Consider the following 21,540-nt stretch of genomic DNA (forward strand, 5'->3'; position numbering starts at 1 on the left):
ACGGTGTTGCGGTATGAATCCGCTCTTCACGGATACCACTTTCGACTGACCGAAGATCGCCTCTTCCCGCACCATGCTGTAAGTATCTGCTTGCGGAGGTACTTATGGCCTGGCGTCCGATTCTCTACGTGATCCTCACAACCCACCCCAGACTCAGCGCGCGGCGCGCCCGTCTGCGTCTGGTCATCTAGCTTTTTATTAACAATCGCGGTATAACACACCTTCTTTGGATGTTTAGATGTCCATACGTATAGAAGGTAATATGCAAACACAACAAGAAAATGGGCAGCTTAAGCGCACCATGAAAACACGCCACCTGATTATGCTCTCGCTGGGTGGCGTGATTGGGACAGGGTTATTCTTCAATACCGGCTACATCATTTCCACGACCGGGGCGGCGGGCACGCTGCTGGCGTACCTGATAGGCGCGCTGGTGGTCTGGCTGGTGATGCAGTGTCTGGGCGAGCTTTCCGTGGCGATGCCGGAAACCGGCGCGTTCCACGTCTATGCCGCCCGCTACCTTGGCCCGGCGACGGGCTACACCGTGGCGTGGCTCTACTGGCTCACCTGGACGGTGGCGCTCGGCTCGAGCTTTACTGCCGCCGGGTTCTGTATGCAGTACTGGTTCCCGCAGGTGCCCGTCTGGGCCTGGTGCGTGATCTTCTGCGCGGTGATTTTTGGCCTGAACGTCATCTCGACGCGCTTTTTTGCTGAAGGCGAGTTCTGGTTCTCCCTGGTGAAAGTCATCACCATTATTGCCTTTATTATCCTTGGCGGCGCGGCGGTCTTTGGCTTTATCCCGATGCAGGACGGGTCACCCGCGCCGGGCTTAAGCAATATCACCGCCGAAGGCTGGTTCCCGCACGGCGGCCTGCCGATCCTGATGACCATGGTGGCGGTGAACTTTGCCTTCTCCGGTACCGAGCTTATCGGCATCGCGGCGGGGGAAACGGAAAATCCGCACAAGGTGATTCCGGTTGCTATCCGCACTACCATCGCTCGCCTGATTATTTTCTTTATCGGCACCGTGTTCGTGCTGGCGGCGCTGATCCCGATGCAGCAGGCGGGCGTGGAAAAGAGCCCGTTCGTGCTGGTGTTTGAAAAGGTCGGTATTCCTTACGCGGCTGATATCGTTAACTTCGTGATCCTGACGGCGATCCTCTCGGCGGCGAACTCGGGTCTGTATGCCTCCGGGCGTATGCTGTGGTCGCTTTCGAATGAGAAAACGCTGCCGCGCTGCTTTGCCCGCGTGAACAAAAACGGCGTGCCGCTGACGGCGCTTTCGGTCTCTATGCTCGGCGGCGTGCTGGCGCTGTTCTCTAGCGTCGTGGCGCCGGACACGGTGTTTGTCGCGCTCTCGGCGATTTCTGGCTTTGCGGTGGTGGCGGTCTGGATCAGCATCTGCGCGTCGCACTTCGTTTTCCGTCGCCGCCATCTGCAGTCCGGCCAGCCGCTCTCTGCGCTGCAGTATCGTGCGCCGTGGTATCCGCTGGTACCGGTGCTCGGGTTTATCCTCTGCGTGGTGGCCTGTGTCGGCCTGTGGTTTGACCCAAGCCAGCGCATTGCCCTTTATTGCGGGCTTCCGTTTGTCGCCCTGTGTTATGGTGCGTACTACCTGACCCGAAATATGACATCGCAGGAGCCTGAACATGTCGCAGAATAACCCGCTTACCGCCATCCTTGAAAAGCAGCCGTTTGTGGTGCTGGATGGCGCGATGGCGACGGAGCTGGAAGCGCGCGGCTGTAACCTGGCAGACAGCCTCTGGTCTGCCAAAGTACTGATGGAAAACCCGGAACTCATCCGTGAAGTGCATCTTGATTACTATCGCGCGGGCGCGCAGGTGGCGATCACCGCCAGCTATCAGGCTACGCCTGCGGGGTTTGCGGCGCGCGGTCTGGACGAAGCACAGTCCCGCGCGCTGATCGGCAAAAGCGTGGAGCTGGCGCGTAAGGCGCGCGAAGCGTATCTGGCTGAAAACCCGCATGCGGGCACGCTGCTGGTGGCGGGCTCCGTTGGGCCGTTCGGCGCGTATCTGGCGGATGGCTCAGAGTATCGCGGCGACTACGTGCGCAGTGCGGAAGAATTCACCACTTTCCACCGCCCGCGCGTGGAAGCGCTGCTGGATGCGGGCGCTGACCTGCTGGCCTGCGAAACGCTGCCCTCGTTTGTAGAGATTAAGGCGCTGGCGACGCTGCTGTCTGAATATCCCCGCGCCCGGGCGTGGTTCTCGTTTACCCTACGCGACAGCGAGCACCTGAGCGACGGTACGCCGCTGCGTGAGGCGGTCAGCGTGCTGGCAAACTCGCCGCACATCGTTGCGCTGGGCATTAACTGCATCGCCCTGGAAAGCACCACGGCGGCGCTGAAGCATCTGCAAAGCCTGACGTCGCTGCCGCTGGTGGTTTATCCGAACTCGGGCGAGCATTATGACGCGGTAACCAAAACCTGGCACCACCACGGGGAAGCGTGCGAGACGCTGGCGGGGTATCTGCCGCAGTGGCTGGCTGCCGGAGCTAAGCTGATTGGCGGATGCTGTCGCACCACGCCGAAAGACATTGCTGAGCTGAACGCGCAGCGCTGAGTGCTTTGCCGGGTGGCGGCTACGCCTTACCCGGCCTACCTCTGAGATTTCGTGCGGCCTGATGCCCTCACCCTGACCCTCTCCCACGGGGAGAGGGAAAAAAATGAACCGCACAAAATTCACTATCCTTTCCCGCTTTTTATCTAAAAACGAATCGTTATGAGCGATTCATTTTTATTCCTTTATCAAAATTCCCGCGCCGGAAATACTGCCCTCATAACAACAAGGGGAGCAGGTACTATGGCAATTTCATCGCGAATCACACTTCTCGGCGCACTGGCGCTGTGGGCATTTCAGGCGCAGGCGGTGGACGTCACCGTCGCGTATCAAACCTCTGCGGAACCGGCGAAAGTCGCGCAGGCGGACAACACCTTTGCCAAAGAGAGCGGCGCAAAAGTCGACTGGCGCAAGTTCGACAGCGGGGCGTCCGTCGTGCGTGCGTTAGCCTCCGGCGACGTGCAGATCGGCAATATCGGATCCAGCCCGCTGGCGGTTGCGGCCAGCCAGCAGGTGCCGATTGAGGTTTTCCTGCTCGCCTCGCAGCTCGGTAACTCAGAAGCGCTGGTGGTGAAGAAAAACATCACCAAACCGGAAGATCTGATCGGCAAACGCATCGCCGTGCCGTTTATCTCCACCACCCACTACAGCCTGCTGGCGGCGCTGAAACACTGGGGCATCAAGCCGGGTCAGGTACAAATCATCAACCTGCAGCCGCCGGCGATTATCGCCGCCTGGCAGCGCGGCGATATTGACGGGGCCTACGTGTGGGCACCGGCAGTGAACGAACTGGAAAAAGACGGCACCGTGCTGACCGACTCTGAAAAAGTGGGCCAGTGGGGCGCGCCAACCCTCGACGTGTGGGTCGTGCGCAAAGACTTCGCCGAGAAACATCCTGAGGTGGTGAAAGCCTTCGCCAAAAGCGCGATTGACGCCCAGCAGCCGTACATCTCTAACCCGGATGAATGGCTGAAGCAGCCCACCAACCTGGAAAAACTCTCCCGCCTGAGCGGCGTGCCGGAAGCGGACGTGCCGGGGCTGGTGAAAGGCAATACCTATCTGACGCCCGCGCAGCAGGTGCAGCAGCTGACCGGCCCGGTGAACAAAGCGATTGTTGATACCGCCACCTTCCTCAAAGAGCAGGGCAAAGTGCCCGCGGTGGCAGCGGATTACAGCCAGTACGTGACCGATCGTTTTGTGAAATAAGGAGTCCGCCATGCTGAATATTACGAACCTGTACGCCGATTACGGTGGTAAGCCCGCGCTGGAGGACATCAACCTGACGCTGGACAGCGGTGAACTGCTGGTGGTGCTGGGCCCGTCCGGGTGCGGAAAAACCACGCTGCTGAATCTGATCGCCGGGTTTGTCCCTTATCAGCATGGCACCATTCAACTGGAAGGTAAAAAGGTGGAAGGCCCGGGGGCCGAGCGCGGCGTGGTCTTCCAGAACGAAGGATTGCTTCCCTGGCGCAACGTGCAGGAAAACGTGGCGTTTGGGCTACAGCTTGCGGGCATCAACCGCGAACAGCGGCTGGAAACGGCACGAACGATGCTGAAAAAAGTGGGGCTGGAAGGGGCGGAAAAACGCTTTATCTGGCAGCTTTCCGGCGGCCAGCGGCAGCGTGTAGGTATTGCCCGCGCGCTGGCCGCGAATCCGCAGCTGTTGCTGCTGGACGAGCCGTTCGGGGCGCTGGATGCCTTTACCCGCGAGCAGATGCAAACTCTGCTGCTGCGCCTGTGGCATGAGACGGGCAAGCAGGTGCTGTTGATTACCCACGATATCGAAGAGGCGGTGTTTATGGCGACGGAGCTGGTGCTGCTCTCGCCGGGGCCGGGTCGCGTGCTTGAGCGGTTGCCGCTGGATTTCGCCCGCCGCTACGTCGCGGGAGAACCCGCGCGCAGCATCAAATCCGATCCGCTGTTTATCGAACAGCGTGAATACGTCTTAAGCCGCGTGTTTGAACAACGGGAGGCCTTCTCATGAGCATCGTCTTCAGTGAAAAAACGCGCCGCGCGCGTCTGGCGCTGCGCTGGCCTTTCTCGCGCCAAATCACGTTGAGCGTCGGTACGCTGCTGGTGCTGCTGGCGGTGTGGTGGGCGGTTGCTGCCCAGCAGTGGGTCAGCCCGCTATTTCTGCCGCCGCCGGGACAGGTGCTGACCAAACTCATTACCATCGCCGGGCCACAGGGCTTTATGGATGCCACGCTCTGGCAGCACTTAGGTGCAAGTCTGGCGCGTATTCTGGTGGCGCTTCTGGCTGCCGTCATCATCGGCATTCCCGTGGGCATTGCGATGGGGCTGAGCCCGACGGTGCGCGGCATCCTCGACCCGCTGATTGAGCTTTACCGACCGGTGCCGCCGCTGGCCTATCTGCCGCTGATGGTTATTTGGTTCGGCATCGGTGAAACGTCAAAAATCCTGCTGATTTATCTGGCGATTTTCGCCCCGGTTGCCATGTCGGCGCTGGCGGGCGTGAAGAGTGCCCAGCAGGTGCGGATCCGCGCGGCGCAGTCGCTGGGAGCCAGCCGCACGCAGGTGCTGCTGTTCGTGATTTTACCGGGCGCGCTGCCGGAGATTTTAACCGGGCTGCGCATCGGCCTCGGCGTAGGCTGGTCCACGCTGGTGGCGGCAGAGCTGATTGCAGCCACGCGTGGCCTTGGGTTTATGGTGCAGTCGGCGGGAGAGTTCCTGGCGACTGACGTGGTGCTGGCAGGGATCGCGGTGATCGCCGCGATCGCCTTTGGATTAGAACTGGGGCTGCGCGCGTTACAGCGCCGCCTGACGCCCTGGCATGGAGAAATACAATGAGTGAACGTCTGACCATTACCCCGCTGGGGCCGTACATTGGCGCGCAGGTGTCGGGCCTGGATGTGACCCGTCCGTTGAGCGATAACCAGTTCGAGCAGCTGTACCACGCGGTGCTGCGCCATCAGGTCGTTTTCCTGCGCGAACAGGCGATCACCCCGCAGCAGCAGCGCGCGCTGGCCCTGCGCTTTGGCGATCTGCATATCCACCCCGTCTATCCGCATGCGGAAGGGGTGGAGGAGATTATCGTTCTGGACACCCACAACGATAACCCGCCGGATAACGACAACTGGCACACCGACGTGACCTTTATCGAGACGCCGCCCGCCGGGGCGATTCTGGCGGCGAAGCTGCTGCCGGAAACCGGCGGCGATACGCTGTGGGCTAGCGGGATAGCGGCGTATGAGGCGCTCTCCGCGCCGTTCCGGACGCTGCTGAGCGGGCTGCGGGCGGAGCACGACTTCAAAAAATCGTTCCAGGAGTACAAGTACCGTAAAACGGAAGAGGAACATCAGCGCTGGCAGGAAGCTGTGGCGAAGCATCCTCCGCTGCTGCACCCGGTGGTGCGCACCCATCCGGTCACGGGCAAGCAGGCGCTGTTCGTAAACGAAGGGTTCACGACGCGCATTGTGGACGTGTCCGAAAAAGAGAGTGAGGCGCTGCTGGGATTCCTGTTCGCGCATATCACCAAGCCGGAGTTTCAGGTGCGCTGGCGCTGGCAGGAGAACGACCTGGCGATCTGGGATAACCGCGTAACGCAGCACTATGCCAATGCGGACTATCTTCCGCAGCGCAGGATTATGCAGCGGGCGACGATTTTGGGGGATAAGCCGTTTTACCGTGCGCCTTGATTGCCGGGTGGCGGCGTTGCCTTACCCGGCCTACGTTCCATTGTAGGCCCGGTAAGCGTAGCGCCACCGGGCAACGGGGTTAAAGGTGCGCCTCAATATACCGCTGATAGCGGTTCGCCTTCAGGTAACACAAATCCACCAGCACCAGCCCGTCGACGCAGTCGTTAAACGCCGGGTCGCTGCCAAAATCAATAAACTGCACGCCGCCGGGCTCGCAAAGCTCGGAATACTGCTTGTAGAGCGGCGGAATGCCGCAGCCCAGATTGCCGAGCAGGGATTTCAGCTTTGTCAGATCGTCCACGTAATCCACGCCGCCAAACTGCGCGAGCACGTCCGGCAGCGATGCGGGATACGGCTGACGTGACGCGGCCAGCGGATGCGTTGCCGGGAACCAAAGGCGGTAAAATGCCACCAGCAGATCCCGCGCGGCAGGCGGTAAGCCGCCGGAGATCGAGACCGGGCCAAACAGGTAGCGGTAGTGCGGATAGCGGGCGAGATAGGCACCAATCCCAGACCATAAATAATCCAGGCCGCGGCGTCCCCAGTAGCGCGGCTGAATAAAGCTGCGCCCCAGTTCAATGCCGTGTTCCAGCACGTCCTGCATTTTGTCGTCGTAGTGGAACAGGCTATAGCTGTACAACCCTTCCAGACCGCGACGTTCAACCTGGCTGGCGGTCGGCATAAAGCGGTACGCGCCGACGATCTCCAGATCCGCATCATCCCACAGGATCAGGTGCAGATAATCATCATCGTAGCAGTCGGTGTCCCGGCGCTTGCCGCTCCCTTCCTCCACCGCGCGAAAGGCAATCTCGCGCAGGCGGCCCAGCTCGCGTAGCAGCGGGGCGTCTTCCTGACCGTTGCGCTGCCAAAGATAGATGGTTTTACCGTCGCTGGTATTGCCCAGACATTCGGCCTGCGCCAGCGCGCGTTTCAGGGTGGCCCGGTCTTCCGGGCGGGCAATGGCGCACTGGGTTTTAAAGACGCCTGGCACTCCCTTGCCAAGACGCATCACGTGCTGACGGCACTGCTCGGCCATCTCTCGCGACGAAAGGGTAGCGCTATGCCAGTGATGCCAGGCGATCTGCTGGCCGATTTTAATCGGCAGCTGGCTATGGCGGCGGCGAAACATCTGCTGCATCAGCAGCAGCATCGACAGCGTTGGGGAGACCAGCGTGCTGGCATAGAAGAGCAGGCTGTTATGCGCCTGAATATGCACCGGCAGCAGCGGAGCGCGCAGCTTGCTGGCGAGTTTGATAAAGCCAGAGTGCCACTTTTTGTCGCGAATGCCTTTGCGCGTGGGGCGGGAAACTTCTCCGGCCGGGAAGAAGATCAGCACGCCCGCGTTTTGCAGATGCTGTTCCATCTGCACCAGCGACGATTTCGCCGTCCTGCCGCCCATATTGTCCACCGGAATAAACAGCGAGCTGAGGGGCTCAAGGTGCGTCAGCATCCGGTTGGTCACGACTTTAACGTCGCGTCTCACGCGGGAGACGGCGTACATCAGCGCCAGCCCGTCCAGCGTGCCCGTCGGGTGGTTGGCAATAATGACCAGCGGGCCATGTTCGGGGATTTGTTCGAGATCGCGGGCGGAAACGGTGCAGAGAATATCAAGGTGTTCCAGAACTTGCTCCACCATATCCAGTCCTTTCAGGTGGCGGTGTGCTGCGGCAAATTGCTGAAATTCGTCTTCGTAAAACAGTCTTTTTAACAGACTTTTTTGCCAGGGTGCAGGCCTCGCCTGAGGCCAAAGATCGTCGAGAACGCTATCGAGGCTAAACATGGTTACTCCTCCTGCCGTCTTGCGAAGACAGTAGAAGGAGCAGATGTCGGTTGTATTGCAGTTTGGTGAAGATTAGCGGAGGATTTTTTTCTCAGCCAGATCCAGCGCGAAGTAGCTGAAGATCAGGTCCGCGCCTGCGCGTTTGATGGCGCCAAGGCTTTCGAGGACCACTTTCTCTTCGTCAATCGCACCCGCCAGCGCGGCGAATTTGATCATCGCGTACTCGCCGCTGACCTGGTAAGCGCCCAGCGGCAGCTCGGTGCGCTCGCGGATGTCGCGCAGGATATCGAGATACGCGCCAGCCGGTTTCACCATCAGGCAGTCTGCGCCCTGGGCTTCATCAAGCAGGGATTCACGAATCGCTTCCCGACGGTTAAGCGGGTTCATCTGATAGGTTTTACGATCGCCCTTCAGCGCCGTGCCCGCCGCTTCACGGAACGGGCCGTAGAAGGAGGAGGCGAATTTGGTGGAGTAAGACATGATGGCGGTGTCGGTAAAGCCCGCCGCGTCCAGCGCCTGACGAATCGCCTGAACCTGTCCGTCCATTGCCGCAGATGGGGCGATGAAGTCCGCACCGGCAGCGGCAGCGACCACAGCCTGCTTGCCAAGGTTCAGCAGGGTGGCATCGTTATCCACGCCGTGATCGCACAGCACGCCGCAGTGGCCGTGAGAGGTGTATTCGCAGAAACAGGTATCGGACATGACGATCATTTCCGGCACGGTCTCTTTGCAGATGCGGGACATGCGGGCGACGAGACCATCTTCTTTCCACGCGTCGCTGCCGGTGGCGTCGGTATGGTGTGAGATGCCGAAGGTCATCACCGAGCGGATCCCCGCGTTGGCGATGCGTTCAATCTCACGCGCCAGGTACTTCTCCGGAATGCGCATGACGCCCGGCATGGCTTCGATGGCTTTGTAGTCATCGATCTCTTCTTCGACAAAAATCGGCAACACCAGATCGTTTAAGGTCAGGGTTGTCTCTTCAAACATAGCGCGCAGTGCAGGTGACTTGCGCAGGCGGCGGGGGCGTGCAATTAAATCGGTCATGGTATGCCTGATGTTTGTGGAACAAAGAGGGCTAGTGTACCTCAAAGTGAAGTCAGGTGTTTTACTAAAGTGGGCATTTTGTTTTTTGCGAAATGCGGCAGGTCAAGTTTCATATCAGCAATATATAATGCAGGTCTGTATATTGCTAAAAGGGGGACAAGATATTCGTGTTGTTTCTATATTAAGGGGAATACATCATTTAAAATGATCTATTATTTGTTGTTATATGTTTTGTATTGCCGTGCCTGTATTTTAACGTTTTGTTTTTATAATATTTATCTCAAGTGACCCTTATGCGTGTCGTTTTTGAAGTGTTATTGGTCTGGATACGGACTTAATAGAAACATTCATTGAACCTTTTCGAAATGAAAATGCATAATTCCCTCCGCAATAAAATATTGCCAAATGATTTGATGGACAAACTTGCTTACGTCCCTGAGGAGGGATGACCCAATGCAAACATGGAAAAAGAAACTAGTTGTATCTCAACTTGCATTAGCCTGCACCCTGGCTATCGCTTCTCAGGCCAATGCGAAGGATATTTCCGGTACAACGTATAATACCTTCGGATACGATAATACCGCTTCCACCCCCTGGTATTATGGCTATGCCGACTGGGATTACTCAGACGCTACCCACGACGGTGATATTTATCCCGTGATGAATAAATCGATCGTGAATGGGGTTATTTCAACATACTTTCTGGAAGACGGTGTAAATGGTCGGGCGAATGCGTTGAGCATTTCCAATAGCACCATTAATGGCATGATCACCTCTGAATGTATGACCACCTCGTGTGCTGACGGCCTGGATACCGACGGCACGACCCATTCACAGTACGATCGTTTTAGTCTGACCGTTGATCACTCCACCATCAACGACACCTATGAGCATTATGCTTACGACGTTGTAGATGGTGACAACACCGAAGCCCATTATCTGAATACGTATGCGCTGGGTAATGCAATTACGCTGGACGTGGAGTCTGATATCGTTATTCAGAATAACTCCCACGTAGCGGGTATTACGCTAACGCAGGGTTATCAGGAACTCGACAACACCCCGTATGACGGTGTTGAAGGTGTCGCCAACAGCAGCAATGTCTTTACCGACACGCTGCTGGTGAAAGATTCTGTACTGACCTCGGGTGCGTACAGCGATCTGGGTAACAGTGGATTCTACGGTCAAACCGCGAAGCCAAGCGACTATGGCGAAACTAACGCGACAGCGGCGGATGATGCGGCGCTGATTGTAGCAGCCAGCGCGTCGGATAACGCGATGCAGACGTCTGCCACGTTCGATCACTCCACCGTTACTGGCGACATTCTTTTCTCCAGTACCTTCGACAACAACTTCTACCCGAACGGCGATCCGGCAACGGATACCAGTGCAGACGGTGTCTATAACCCAACCACCAACGGCTGGGACGGTACTGATAAGCTGGACGTTACTCTGACCAATGGCAGCAAATGGGTTGGTGCAGCCCAGTCGAGCGTCGAGGCTATCGGCACGGCGCAGATGTATGGCCTGGGCTACAGCAGCGTAGACTGGAGCACTCTGTCCCCTAACAGCATTTGGCCGGATTCCACCTATGACAGCAACGACCACGTTGCGGGTAAAGAGGTGTATCAGAGCGGTCTGTTTAACATCGCGCTGGATAACGGCTCCGAGTGGGATACCCGCAAGGTTTCTAACATCGACGCGCTGACGGTAAACAACCAGTCTCAGGTCAATGTTGAAAACTCTGGCCTGCTGGCGGATACCATCACCCTGACCAATGCCTCATCGTTGAATATCGGTGACAGCGGTGGTGTGGCAACCGACCATCTGTATCTGGACAGCTATAGCCGTGCGGCACTGACGGAAGAAACGGCCGATCTGTATGCCAACACCATCACCGTGGATAACGGTGCTGAGCTGGCGCTGGGGCTGGGTCAGGTTGATACGCACAATATGGTACTGACCGATGGTGGTGTGCTGAACGTTGCCAGCCGTGATTACGTGCTGAACAGCGATCTCAACAACGCACGCTATATCACCAACGATAAGTACAATGCCGATTACGACTACGGCGTTGTGGCGATTAATTCTGATGGCCATCTGTCAGTGAACGGTGACGTTGCAGGTAACTACAAGGTGCGCATCGATGATGCGACCGGTGCCGGTTCCGTTGCCGATTACAAAAATAAAGAGATCGTCCGCATCTATGACAATAACGCGGATACCACAGCCAGCTTTACTGCTGCAAACAAAGCCGATTTAGGTGCTTACACCTACCAGGCGCAGCAGCAGGGTGACGCCGTTGTCCTCCAGCAGAAAGCGCTGACCGACTACGCCAATATGGCGCTGAGCATCCCATCTGCCAACACCAATATCTGGAATCTGCAGCAGGATACCGTCGGTACGCGTCTGACCAACAGCCGTCACGGCCTGGCGGATAACGGCGGAGCGTGGGTAAGCTACTTCGGTGGTAACTTCGACGGCGACAATGGCGTTATTAGCTACGATCAGGACGTGAGCGGCATTATGGTTGGTCTGGATACGCAGATTGACGGTAACAATGCGAAGTGGATCGTCGGTGGTGCGGCAGGTTTCGCGAAGGGTGATATCAGCGATCGTACCGGCCAGGTCGATCAGGACAGCCAGACGGCGATGATCTACGCGTCGGCGAAGTTCATGAACGATCTGTTCCTCGACAGCTCCCTGAGCTACACCCGCTTCAACAGCGATCTCTCTGCGAACATGAGCAACGGTCAGTATGTTGACGGCAACACCACCAATGACGCAGTTGGTTTTGGGCTGAAACTGGGCTATGACTGGAAGCCAAACCTGTCAGGCTATGTCACACCATACGCAGCCGTGTCTGGCCTGTTCCAGTCTGGCGATGATTATCGTCTCAGCAATGACATGCGCATGGACGGGCAATCTTACGATAGCCTGCGCTATGAACTCGGTGTTGATGCGGGTTACACCTTCAACTACGGCGGCGATCAGGCTCTGACGCCTTACTTCAAACTGGCCTACGTTTATGACGATGCCGATAACAATGCCGACATTAATGGTGACAGCATTGATAACGGCGTGAAAGGCTCCGCTGTGCGGGTTGGGCTGGGCACCCAGTTCAGCTTCACGAAGAACTTCAGTGCGTATACTGATGCCACTTATCTGGGCGGCGGCGACGTTGACCAGAACTGGGGCGCAAATCTGGGTGTGAAATATACCTGGTAATGAATAAAGCGGGGGGAGTCATATCCCCCGCTTTTTATATACATAGCTAAAAATAATATTGAACCGACAAATACGGATGCCTTGAGGTCTGCATGAACGTTAATGCGAAACCGCTTTCTGAATTAAGCCGGCTCGAACAGTGTTTGAAATCAGCCAGTACTCCTTTTAAATGTGCTCCACAACAGTTGATTACATCAGGTGAGTGTCATGATCCCCGCACGACCGTATTACAGACCGGTATAATCGAAATCTATCGTTGTTCAGATGAGCTGCTTGTGGGCATCGCAACAGCGCCTTTTATTTTGGGGCTGTCCACTGTGATGATTAATCATAGTCTGGAATATAGAGTGGTAGCCAAAACATCCTGCACGGGCTTTTATTTGCCCACTGAAACCACTCGTCAACTTATACAACAGAACGCGCTATGGAAAGAGGCCTTCGGCTGGTTATCCTGGATAAACTACATTCTTGAGAAACGCGACATGCAGCTGGTGGGAAATAATTCCTATCATCAGATCCGCGCCATGCTGCTGAATATGGCGGAGTGGGATGAAACGCTGCGCTCAAAAATTGGTGTGATGAATCATATTCAACAAAGTACGCGTATTTCACGTTCAGTGGTTGCTGAGGTTCTCGCTGCCCTGCGGCAAGGTAACTACATCAATATGAGCCGGGGCAAGCTGGTCAGCATCAACCGCTTGCCCACGGAATATTAATATCAGTTAGACGCGGTGAGCACCTGGGCTTTATTGGCGCTCAGTTCTGCCACCAGGTTATTAATCCCGTCACTCATATTGACGAAACGCGTATGCGGGGAGCGGGTGACCACCACAAACGCACCCACGTTTGACTGCGGGATCATGGCCATATAGGTGATGAATCCACCCCCACCGCCGGTTTTCTGGATAATACCCGGACGGCCATTTTTTGGCGCCATATAGACCCACCCCATGCCGAGCGCATCGGCTTTACCCGGCACGTCCATCCCGATGACACGATGCAGCTGAGTACGCTGATAAATCAGGGTCTGCATGCGATCGGCCTGGCTGGTGCGCGCGTAGAAATCTGAGGAAAGGAACTGCTGCATCCAGCGCATCATGTCGCCAGGCGTGGAGTAGACCCCGCCGCTGCCCACGGCCGCGAGGGTGTTATTACAGGGGCTGGCGCCTTTCTCCGCCACCATCAGGCGACGGCACTGATCCGGGGACGGGGTAAAGGTGGTGTCTTTCATACCCAGCGGACGGGTTATCTGCTCTTCAAACAGCTGCGTGTAGGGTTTACCCGCCGCCGTTGAGAGGGCGTCCGCCAGCAGGTCAAACGCCAGGTTTGAATAAGAGGCCTGAGTACCCGGAGCCGCCTTCAGCGTGGCGGTACTCAGGTAGTTCCAGCGCTGGTCGCGCGTTGGCCAGACAAATACGTCACGATGCGCCGCGCCGCCTGGCTGCTCACGCGGCAGGGCGCTGGTGTGGGTGGCGAGGTTCACAAGCCGGATCGGCGTACCCTGCCAGGTTGGAACCCGGGCGCCTGGAGGCGCGTATTTGCTGAGCGGGTCGTCGAGTTTCACCACGCTCTGGTCGAGCAGTTTCACCAGCATTTCGCTGGTCATCAGCTTGGTTAAGGACGCGATGCGGATTACGGAATCCAGCTGCGGATGAACGTTATTTCCTGGGCGCGTTTCGCCAAAGCTGCGGAACACACGCTGGTTGCCGTCGATGACGACCATCGCCATCCCGGTCGCGCCGCTGCCGTAATAGATAAGGTTCGCGTAGCGATCGGCAATATCTGAAGCTAAAACGGGTGCCGTCAGCGGTTGGGCTGCCTGGGCGGTAGAAAAGCTCACCGCACACAGCGCGGCAAAAGAGAGCAGACAACGTTTCAACGAAAAGCATCCATGAAGTGAATGAGGAAAGTAATGGGTATTTATACTACTAATCGGAACCGCGCAATGCCCCGAATTGCATAACGATAGCGAGAAAAACGTAACCATGGGTAAATATGAACAATTTACTTACGAGCCATCTCCCATTTTGTGACATCGGGCTTATGATAGACGCCAGTGTCACTCAATCTTACGGAGAACGGTATGTCTGAGAAGCGTGTGGTTATGGTTGTCGATATGCAGAACGGGGTATTTGAAACCCCTCGTCATCAGCGCGAAAAGTGTGTCTCTCTGATCAACCAGCTTACGCAGGCAGCCGACAAGGTGATTTTTATTCAGCACACCGAGGCCGGGGGCCTGGAAGAGGGAAGTGAAGGGTTTACGCTGCTGCCTGAACTCCATCAGCCTGCTGACGCGCTTTACGTGACCAAAACCGCCTGCGATGCCTTCTATAACACCGCGCTTGAGGCGCTGCTGCGTGAGCAGGGCATTCGCGAGTTTGTCATCTGCGGCTGCGCCACCGATTACTGCGTCGATGCGACGGTTAAGAACGGCGTCAGCCGGGGTTATCACATCACCGTGGCGGAAGATGCCCATACTACCGCCAATCGCCCGGCGGCAGATGCGCAGATCGTGATTAACCACCACAACGACGTGTGGCGTAACTTCATCGCGCCGGCGAATCCTCTTGCAGTGAAACGCACCGAAACAATTCTCGAAAACTGGAAAGCGAACTAATAATTAACCCTCGGGTCTGACCTTTTTGCCCGGGCCGGGAGGCTGGCTCGGGCAGGTTTTTCGTGTGGTAACGTGTTGTGCACAGCAACAGCCATAACAACAAGAAGGAAGCATCATGTTTAAGTCTTTTTTCCCAAAGCCGGGGCCTTTTTTCCTGTCGGCATTTATTTGGGCACTCATCGCTGTCATTTTCTGGCAGGCGGGCGGCGGCGCATGGCTGACGCGCATCGCGGGAGCAACGGGCGAGGTGCCGATTAGCGCGGCGCGCTTCTGGTCGCTGAGCTATCTGCTGTTTTACGCCTACTACGCGGTGTGCGTAGGGCTGTTTGCGCTGTTCTGGTTTATGTATTCTCCGCACCGCTGGCAGTACTGGTCGATCCTCGGTACATCGCTAATTATCTTTGTCACCTGGTTCCTCGTGGAAGTGGGCGTGGCGGTGAACGCCTGGTATGCGCCGTTCTACGATTTGATCCAGACCGCGCTGAGCTCGCCGCATAAGGTGACCATCAACCAGTTCTACCATGAGGTTGGCGTCTTCCTTGGTATCGCCCTTATTGCGGTAATCATCGGCGTGATGAACAACTTCTTCGTCAGCCACTACGTTTTCCGCTGGCGTACCGCAATGAACGAACATTACATGGCGCACTGGCAGCACCTGCGCCATATCGAAGGCGCCGCGCAGCGTGTGCAGGAAGACACCATGCGTTTTGCCTCCACCCTTGAAGACATGGGCGTAAGCTTTATCAACGCCATCATGACGCTGATTGCCTTCCTGCCCGTGCTGGTGACGCTCTCGGCGCACGTGCCGGATCTGCCGATTGTTGGCCATCTTCCATATGGTCTGGTGATTGCCGCGATCGTCTGGTCGCTGATGGGGACGGGCCTGCTGGCGGTGGTGGGGATCAAACTGCCGGGCCTGGAGTTTAAAAATCAGCGCGTGGAAGCCGCTTACCGTAAAGAGCTGGTTTACGGTGAAGATGATGCCAACCGCGCCTCACCGCCGACCGTCCGCGAGCTGTTTGGCGCCGTGCGCCGTAACTACTTCCGACTCTACTTCCACTATATGTATTTCAACATTGCCCGTATTTTGTACCTGCAGGTGGACAATGTTTTCGGTTTGTTCCTGCTGTTCCCGTCGATTGTTGCGGGTACGATTACGCTCGGTCTGATGACGCAGATCACCAACGTTTTCGGTCAGGTTCGTGGGTCGTTCCAGTACCTGATCAGCTCCTGGACCACCCTGGTAGAACTGATGTCCATCTATAAACGTTTACGCAGTTTTGAACGTGAGCTGGACGATCGTGACCTGCAGGAAGTCACCAACACATTTAGCTAATACAGGAAGTTGCTATGTCTTTTGCCGTACCGCGCGCGTTACCGTTGTCCTTGCTGGCCGCTCTTGTGCTGGCAGGCTGTGCCGAAAAAGGGGCCGCTCCGCTCAAAAAGGGGGAGAAGCCCGTCGATGTGGCGAGCGTTGTGCGGCAGAAAATGCCCGCCAGCGTGAAGGATCGCAACGCGTGGGCAGATGCGCTGGCAAAAACCTTTGAAAGCCAAAAGATCGCGCCGACCGAGGAGAATATCTGCTCGGTGCTCGCGGTGGCGCAGCAGGAGTCAATGTACCAGTCAGACCCGGTGGTGCCGGGTCTGAACAAAATTGCCTGGAAAGAGATCGACCGCCGCGCGGAATCTATGCATATCCCGGTGTTTCTCGTGCATACCGCGCTTAAAATCACCTCACCGAACGGCAAAAGCTACAGCGAACGGCTGGATGCGGTGAAAACCGAAAAACAGCTTAGCGCCATCTTTGATGATTTCATCAGTATGGTCCCGATGGGGCAGAAGCTGTTTGGCTCACTGAATCCGGTACACACCGGTGGCCCGATGCAGGTGAGCATTGCGTTCGCGGAGAAGCATACCGACGGCTACCCGTGGAAAATCGACGGTACGGTGCGCCAGGAGGTCTTCTCCCTGCGCGGTGGGCTGTGGTTCGGCACGTATCATCTGCTGAACTATCCGGCGAACTATGATGAGCCGCTGTACCGCTTTGCCGACTTTAACGCGGGCTGGTATGCCAGCCGTAACGCGGCATTCCAGAGTGCGGTCAGCCGCGCAAGCGGCGTCAAGCTGGCGCTGGACGGCGATCTCATCGCTTACGGCAGCAGCGAGGCGGGAAGCACCGAGCTGGCAGTACGGAAACTGTCGACCACGCTTGGCTTAAGCAACAGCGACATTCGCCGTCAGCTTGAGAAAGGCGACAGCCTGGCATTTGAGAAAACGGATCTGTACAAGAAGGTGTTTGCGCTTGCAGAGCAGAAAAGCGGGAAAGCATTACCGAGGGCTATCCTGCCGGGGATCCAGCTGGAAAGCCCGAAGATCACGCGTAACCTGACCACTGCATGGTTCGCAAAACGCGTGGACGATCGCCGGGCTCGCTGTATGGGGCTTTAACGGCGACGGCGAAAGCGCAACACTAACGCCACAACGCCCAGAATCATACATCCCGCGAGGAAGGGGATCAGGCCGAACAGGGTGCTGACACCAAAGCCAATCTCAACTCGCGGGCGTCCGTTATCCTGTACCTGCATCAGGTGTTCATAAACGCCTGGCGCATGGACCAGCATATTGAGCAGCTGTGAGCCGGCCCAGAAGCAGAAGAGGACAAACAGGGCATAAGCAATATTACCCGCCGTGGAGGTTTTTGGTTTGCCGCCAAAAATCGGTTTCGACAATGTAAAGTCAGCCATGTTGACCTCCCGTGGTATCACTCTGTATTAATACGCGTCTTACGGGGTGAGTTTGACAGGTCATCGCATTTGTCAATATCAGAATCGTGGTAATTTACGCGCCGGAATCCTCCTGGATTGTCGATTTCTGCAGCACATCACAATTTCATCACTTAAGTGAAATTGCGTCGCGTTTCAGAATTTCCGTATCTGCCACAGACCTGGCCGAAAAACTGTGAGAGGATGTCTTTTTTTCCTGCCGGAGTTGTTATGAAGCTCACGTCCAAACTACGCCGTGACTGGCACTACTACGCCTTTGCTATCGGGCTGATCTTTATTCTTAACGGTGTCGTGGGCCTGCTGGGGTTTGAAGCAAAAGGGTGGCAAACGTATGCCGTCGGGCTGGTGACCTGGGTGATAAGTTTCTGGCTGGCGGGGCTGATTATCCGCCGTCGTCCTGAAGAGACGACAGCGGATGAGGCGGAACCGGCGAAGCGCGCCGATTAACCGTTTACGGAACTTTTAAGCGCGCTGTCGGCGGCGTGGCGCTCCAGCGCCAGTTCGATCAGGCGGGTGATCAATTCCGGGTAGCTCAGGCCGCTCGCCTGCCACAGTTTCGGATACATGCTGATGTTAGTGAACCCCGGCAGCGTGTTGATTTCATTGATCACCACCTCGTTTTCCGGCGTCAGGAACACATCCACGCGCGCCATGCCGCAGCAGCCGAGCGTCTGATAAGCGCGAATGGCGATCGCCCGGATCTTATCGTTAATCGCCGGATCGATATCCGCAGGAACGACAACCTGCGCGCCTTTGTCATCAATGTATTTGGTGTCGTACGAGTAGAAATCGCTGTTTAACACCACTTCGCCGCAGGTGCTTGCCTGTGGAAAATCGTTGCCCAGCACGGCGCACTCAATTTCACGGCCTTTAATACCCTGCTCAACCACCACTTTATGGTCGAACTCGAACGCCAGACGGACGGCCTGCGTGAACTCTGCTTCGCTGGTGACTTTGCTAACGCCCACGGAGGAGCCCTGATTTGCCGGCTTCACAAACAGCGGCAGACCGAGCTCTCCGCTAATTTGCGCGAAGCTGTGCTTGTCGCGGTTGGCGCGGGTGAGGGTCACGAATGGCGCAATGTTCAGCCCGGCATCGCGCAGCAGGCGTTTGGTGACGTCTTTGTCCATGCACGCGGCAGAGCCGAGGACGTCCGAGCCGACGAACGGCAGGTTGGCCATGCGCAGCATTCCCTGCAGGGAACCATCTTCCCCCAGAGTGCCGTGAACGATGGGGAAGACAACGTCGATCTGGGCGAGTGCCTGCGCGTTGCCGGCGTCGATGAGCTGCCCCTTCACGACGCCGGGTACGGTGGCGACGCTCACTTCTGAAGGATTAAGGGCGATGTGTGCCGGATCGTGAGCATTCAGCAGATACTGGCTGGCATCGTTAACGTGCCACTGGCCCTGTTTATCAATGCCCAGCAGCACCACGTCGAAGCGGCTTTTATCGATCGCATCAACGATATTCTTGGCCGATTGCAATGACACTTCGTGCTCAGCTGATTTTCCCCCAAAGACAATACCTACGCGCTGCTTAGCCATCTCACTCTCTTCCAGTCTGACGAAAAGCCAATAACATACCACGATGCCCGGCGGGTTTCGCGGCCTTCTGCCATAATGTTTTGGGGAATGTTGAGGGGGGAGAGTGAAAGGAAAAACGCTGCTGACCGTTTTGATTATTGTGGCCGTTGCAACGGCGGGTTACCGCTGGTTGCCGTCTTACTACAACCCTTTCATGCCGCTTACCCTTGACGACCCGCCGGGCCTAATCACCCAGTATAAGCTTCGGCGCCTAACCCCCGAGGCGTGCGCGAGCCTGCTTTCGCAGGCTAACCAAAGAGACTTCATCCGCACCCAGCCGGTGGCTGACAGCGGCGGCGCGTGTCCTCTTAACAACGTCGTGCGCGTGCGTGACTTCGGCCCGGTCGGCCTCAACAGCAGCTTTCTTGCCAGCTGTCCGCTGGCGCTCGGCTCTGCGCTGTTTATCAGCCAGCAGGCCCGGCCGCTGACAAAACGCTATACGGGCAGCGACCTGGCGCGTATCGATCACCTCGGCAGCTTTGCCTGCCGCAATATTTACCACCGCCCTGACGCGCGACGCAGTGAACATGCCACGGCTGAGGCGCTGGATATCGCCGCTTTTCGGCTGGCGAACGGGGAACGCGTCACGGTGCTGAAAGGCTGGAAGGCGGCAACAACGCAGCCATGGCTGAAGGCCATGCTGGCGGCAAGCTGCGACTACTACGGAAACGGCCTGGGGCCGGAGTATAACGCGGCGCATGCCAACCACTTTCATCTGGGGATGCGCGGTTTCGGACTCTGTCGATGAAGCATAATATTCCGCCAGAAAATGGATGAATTGTGACTTATTTCACAAATATGATGACTGGGGAGATAAAACACCAAAGTCAGTCAGGCCGCATCTCTGGTGCGACGTCAAAACGCGTAACTTGCTAATCTGTAGGCGAATTCGCCTAAAAATGAAGACTATTTCTTTATGGAATCCTGGAAAGTTAATCTCATCTCGGTCTGGTTCGGCTGTTTCTTCACCGGGCTGGCCATCAGCCAGATCCTGCCGTTCCTGCCGCTGTACGTCTCGCAGCTGGGGGTGACTTCGCATGAAGCGCTCTCCATGTGGTCCGGCCTGACGTTCAGCGTCACGTTTCTGGTCTCCGCCATTGTGTCACCGATGTGGGGCAGCCTGGCGGATCGGAAAGGCCGAAAACTGATGCTGCTGCGCGCCTCGCTCGGGATGGCGATTGCCATTCTGCTGCAGGCTTTCGCCACCAACGTCTGGCAGCTGTTTTTCCTGCGCGCGGTGATGGGGCTGACGTCCGGGTACATTCCGAATGCCATGGCGCTGGTCGCCTCTCAGGTGCCGCGCGAGCGTAGCGGCTGGGCGCTGAGTACGCTCTCCACGGCGCAGATCAGCGGCGTCATCGGCGGTCCGCTGCTGGGCGGCTTTCTGGCGGACCACGTCGGGCTGCGTGCGGTATTTATCATCACCGCGATCCTGCTGGTGGTCAGTTTTCTGGTCACGCTCTTTCTTATCAAAGAGGGGGGCCGCCCGGTTATCAGTAAATCTGAACGCCTGAGCGGCAGAGCCGTCTTCGCCTCGCTGCCCTATCCGGGACTGATGATCAGCCTGTTTGTGACCACCATGGTGATCCAGCTCTGTAACGGTTCGGTCGGTCCGATTCTGGCGCTGTTTATCAAGTCGATGGAGCCGGAAAGTACAAATATCGCTTTTCTGAGCGGCATGATTGCCGCCGTGCCGGGCGTATCCGCCCTGATTTCCGCACCGCGTCTGGGAAAACTGGGTGACAGGATCGGCACGGCGCGCATCCTGATGGCGACGCTGATCTTTGCGGTCGTGCTCTTCTTCGCGATGTCGTTTGTCACCTCTCCGCTTCAGCTTGGCGTATTGCGATTTCTGCTCGGGTTTGCTGATGGCGCAATGTTGCCTGCGGTACAGACCCTGCTGGTTAAATATTCCAGCGACCAGGTGACGGGGCGAATCTTTGGATATAACCAGTCATTTATGTATCTGGGGAATGTTGCCGGTCCGCTTATTGGCGCATCCGTTTCGGCGATGGCCGGTTTTCGTTGGGTATTTGCGGCCACGGCGATTGTCGTTTTAATCAATATTATCCAGCTGGCTATTGCGCTGCGTCGCCGCAGACAAATGGCGGAAGCGAAATCGTCGAGATAATCGTTTCGCTGATGTATTATATATTCTTATAGTAGCCGCATTTTTATATAACGAAATGCGGCGTTTTTTTATAGAAAAACGTTTCGCTCACCGCGACGGTCCGTTATTTTCATTCCTGCGTCACTTTTGCATACTC

19 protein-coding genes are annotated in these 21,540 nt (G+C 56.8%); 14 read left to right on the plus strand and 5 right to left on the minus strand.

From position 1 onward, the window contains the following. Positions 1-262: 262 nt before the first annotated feature. From mmuP to tauD, 6 genes are all read left to right on the plus strand, one after another. On the plus strand, positions 263-1,663 hold the full coding sequence (gene mmuP / locus AC2TE5_RS04580; RefSeq protein ID WP_484612735.1) for an S-methylmethionine permease: 1,401 nt from the start codon (positions 263-265) through the stop codon (positions 1,661-1,663). Further along, the gene (mmuM, locus tag AC2TE5_RS04585) at positions 1,650-2,582 is read left to right on the plus strand and encodes a homocysteine S-methyltransferase (RefSeq protein WP_484612736.1); all 933 of its coding nucleotides are present in this window, start codon (positions 1,650-1,652) and stop codon (positions 2,580-2,582) included. Before mmuP ends, mmuM begins: the two co-directional genes overlap by 14 nt. Before the next feature lie 240 nt (positions 2,583-2,822). Further along, entirely contained in the window at positions 2,823-3,785 is a 963-nt protein-coding gene (tauA, locus tag AC2TE5_RS04590) for a taurine ABC transporter substrate-binding protein (RefSeq protein WP_213330020.1), read from the plus strand. Positions 3,786-3,795: 10 nt separating this feature from the next. After that, on the plus strand, positions 3,796-4,563 hold the full coding sequence (tauB, locus tag AC2TE5_RS04595) for a taurine ABC transporter ATP-binding subunit (protein ID WP_484612737.1): 768 nt from the start codon (positions 3,796-3,798) through the stop codon (positions 4,561-4,563). After that, positions 4,560-5,387 carry a taurine ABC transporter permease TauC gene (tauC, locus tag AC2TE5_RS04600; protein WP_202774199.1) on the plus strand — a complete coding sequence of 276 codons (828 nt, stop codon included), beginning with the start codon at positions 4,560-4,562 and terminating at the stop codon, positions 5,385-5,387. Before tauB ends, tauC begins: the two co-directional genes overlap by 4 nt. Continuing rightward, positions 5,384-6,235: a taurine dioxygenase gene (tauD, locus tag AC2TE5_RS04605; protein WP_174340698.1), complete on the plus strand. Its 852-nt coding sequence runs from the start codon at positions 5,384-5,386 to the stop codon at positions 6,233-6,235. The genes tauC and tauD overlap by 4 nt, the downstream gene beginning before the upstream one ends. 79 nt (positions 6,236-6,314) lie before the next feature. Here tauD and olsF read toward each other — a convergent pair whose 3' ends face one another. Both olsF and hemB read right to left on the minus strand, forming a co-directional pair. Continuing rightward, entirely contained in the window at positions 6,315-8,015 is a 1,701-nt protein-coding gene (olsF, locus tag AC2TE5_RS04610; protein WP_407602398.1) for a bifunctional ornithine lipid synthase OlsF, read from the minus strand. 72 nt (positions 8,016-8,087) lie between these two features. Then, on the minus strand, positions 8,088-9,062 hold the full coding sequence (hemB, locus tag AC2TE5_RS04615; protein WP_024906774.1) for a porphobilinogen synthase: 975 nt from the start codon (positions 9,060-9,062) through the stop codon (positions 8,088-8,090). Positions 9,063-9,515: 453 nt separating this feature from the next. Here hemB and AC2TE5_RS04620 point away from each other — a divergent pair, with 453 nt between their 5' ends. Together AC2TE5_RS04620 and AC2TE5_RS04625 are read left to right on the plus strand one after the other, a co-directional pair. Then, positions 9,516-12,290 (plus strand): autotransporter outer membrane beta-barrel domain-containing protein, encoded by a 2,775-nt coding sequence (locus tag AC2TE5_RS04620; protein WP_484612738.1) that lies wholly within the window; start codon positions 9,516-9,518, stop codon positions 12,288-12,290. A gap of 92 nt (positions 12,291-12,382) precedes the next feature. Beyond that, positions 12,383-13,006, plus strand: coding sequence for a helix-turn-helix domain-containing protein (locus tag AC2TE5_RS04625; RefSeq protein WP_332982309.1), 624 nt, complete (start codon positions 12,383-12,385; stop codon positions 13,004-13,006). 2 nt (positions 13,007-13,008) lie between these two features. Here the strand turns inward: AC2TE5_RS04625 and ampH are convergent, their stop codons facing one another. Continuing rightward, positions 13,009-14,169, minus strand: a complete 1,161-nt coding sequence (gene ampH / locus AC2TE5_RS04630) for a D-alanyl-D-alanine-carboxypeptidase/endopeptidase AmpH (RefSeq protein ID WP_484612739.1) — start codon at positions 14,167-14,169, stop codon at positions 13,009-13,011. A 204-nt stretch (positions 14,170-14,373) separates the two neighbouring features. On the opposite strand from ampH, the gene AC2TE5_RS04635 reads away from it, so the two are divergent. The 3 genes from AC2TE5_RS04635 (at position 14,374) to AC2TE5_RS04645 (ending at position 17,355) form a co-directional block, all read left to right on the plus strand. Beyond that, positions 14,374-14,907 (plus strand): isochorismatase family protein, encoded by a 534-nt coding sequence (locus tag AC2TE5_RS04635; RefSeq protein ID WP_484612740.1) that lies wholly within the window; start codon positions 14,374-14,376, stop codon positions 14,905-14,907. Between the two features lie 115 nt (positions 14,908-15,022). Further along, positions 15,023-16,243 carry a peptide antibiotic transporter SbmA gene (gene sbmA / locus AC2TE5_RS04640; protein ID WP_484612741.1) on the plus strand — a complete coding sequence of 407 codons (1,221 nt, stop codon included), beginning with the start codon at positions 15,023-15,025 and terminating at the stop codon, positions 16,241-16,243. 14 nt (positions 16,244-16,257) lie between these two features. Further along, a complete protein-coding gene (locus tag AC2TE5_RS04645; RefSeq protein WP_484612742.1) occupies positions 16,258-17,355 on the plus strand; it encodes a DUF1615 domain-containing protein in 1,098 nt (365 codons plus the stop codon). On the opposite strand, the gene AC2TE5_RS04650 is transcribed toward AC2TE5_RS04645, so the two are convergent. Next, positions 17,352-17,651 (minus strand): DUF2755 family protein, encoded by a 300-nt coding sequence (locus tag AC2TE5_RS04650; RefSeq protein ID WP_008503287.1) that lies wholly within the window; start codon positions 17,649-17,651, stop codon positions 17,352-17,354. The two genes, AC2TE5_RS04645 and AC2TE5_RS04650, sit on opposite strands and share 4 nt — an antisense overlap. Positions 17,652-17,900: 249 nt before the next feature. Between AC2TE5_RS04650 and AC2TE5_RS04655 the strand changes: the two genes are divergently transcribed. Next, on the plus strand, positions 17,901-18,137 hold the full coding sequence (locus AC2TE5_RS04655) for a DUF2754 domain-containing protein (protein WP_252034384.1): 237 nt from the start codon (positions 17,901-17,903) through the stop codon (positions 18,135-18,137). Here the strand turns inward: AC2TE5_RS04655 and ddlA are convergent. Continuing rightward, positions 18,134-19,234, minus strand: a complete 1,101-nt coding sequence (ddlA, locus tag AC2TE5_RS04660) for a D-alanine--D-alanine ligase (RefSeq protein ID WP_029739746.1) — start codon at positions 19,232-19,234, stop codon at positions 18,134-18,136. The genes AC2TE5_RS04655 and ddlA overlap by 4 nt on opposite strands. Positions 19,235-19,337: 103 nt before the next feature. On the opposite strand from ddlA, the gene AC2TE5_RS04665 reads away from it, so the two are divergent. Continuing rightward, entirely contained in the window at positions 19,338-20,021 is a 684-nt protein-coding gene (locus AC2TE5_RS04665) for an extensin-like domain-containing protein (protein ID WP_484612743.1), read from the plus strand. Positions 20,022-20,189: 168 nt separating this feature from the next. Then, positions 20,190-21,404 carry a multidrug efflux MFS transporter gene (locus AC2TE5_RS04670; protein WP_213330037.1) on the plus strand — a complete coding sequence of 405 codons (1,215 nt, stop codon included), beginning with the start codon at positions 20,190-20,192 and terminating at the stop codon, positions 21,402-21,404. The last annotated feature ends 136 nt before the right edge of the window (positions 21,405-21,540 follow it).

The sequence above is a fragment of the Enterobacter sp. N5-15 genome (assembly GCF_057221635.1).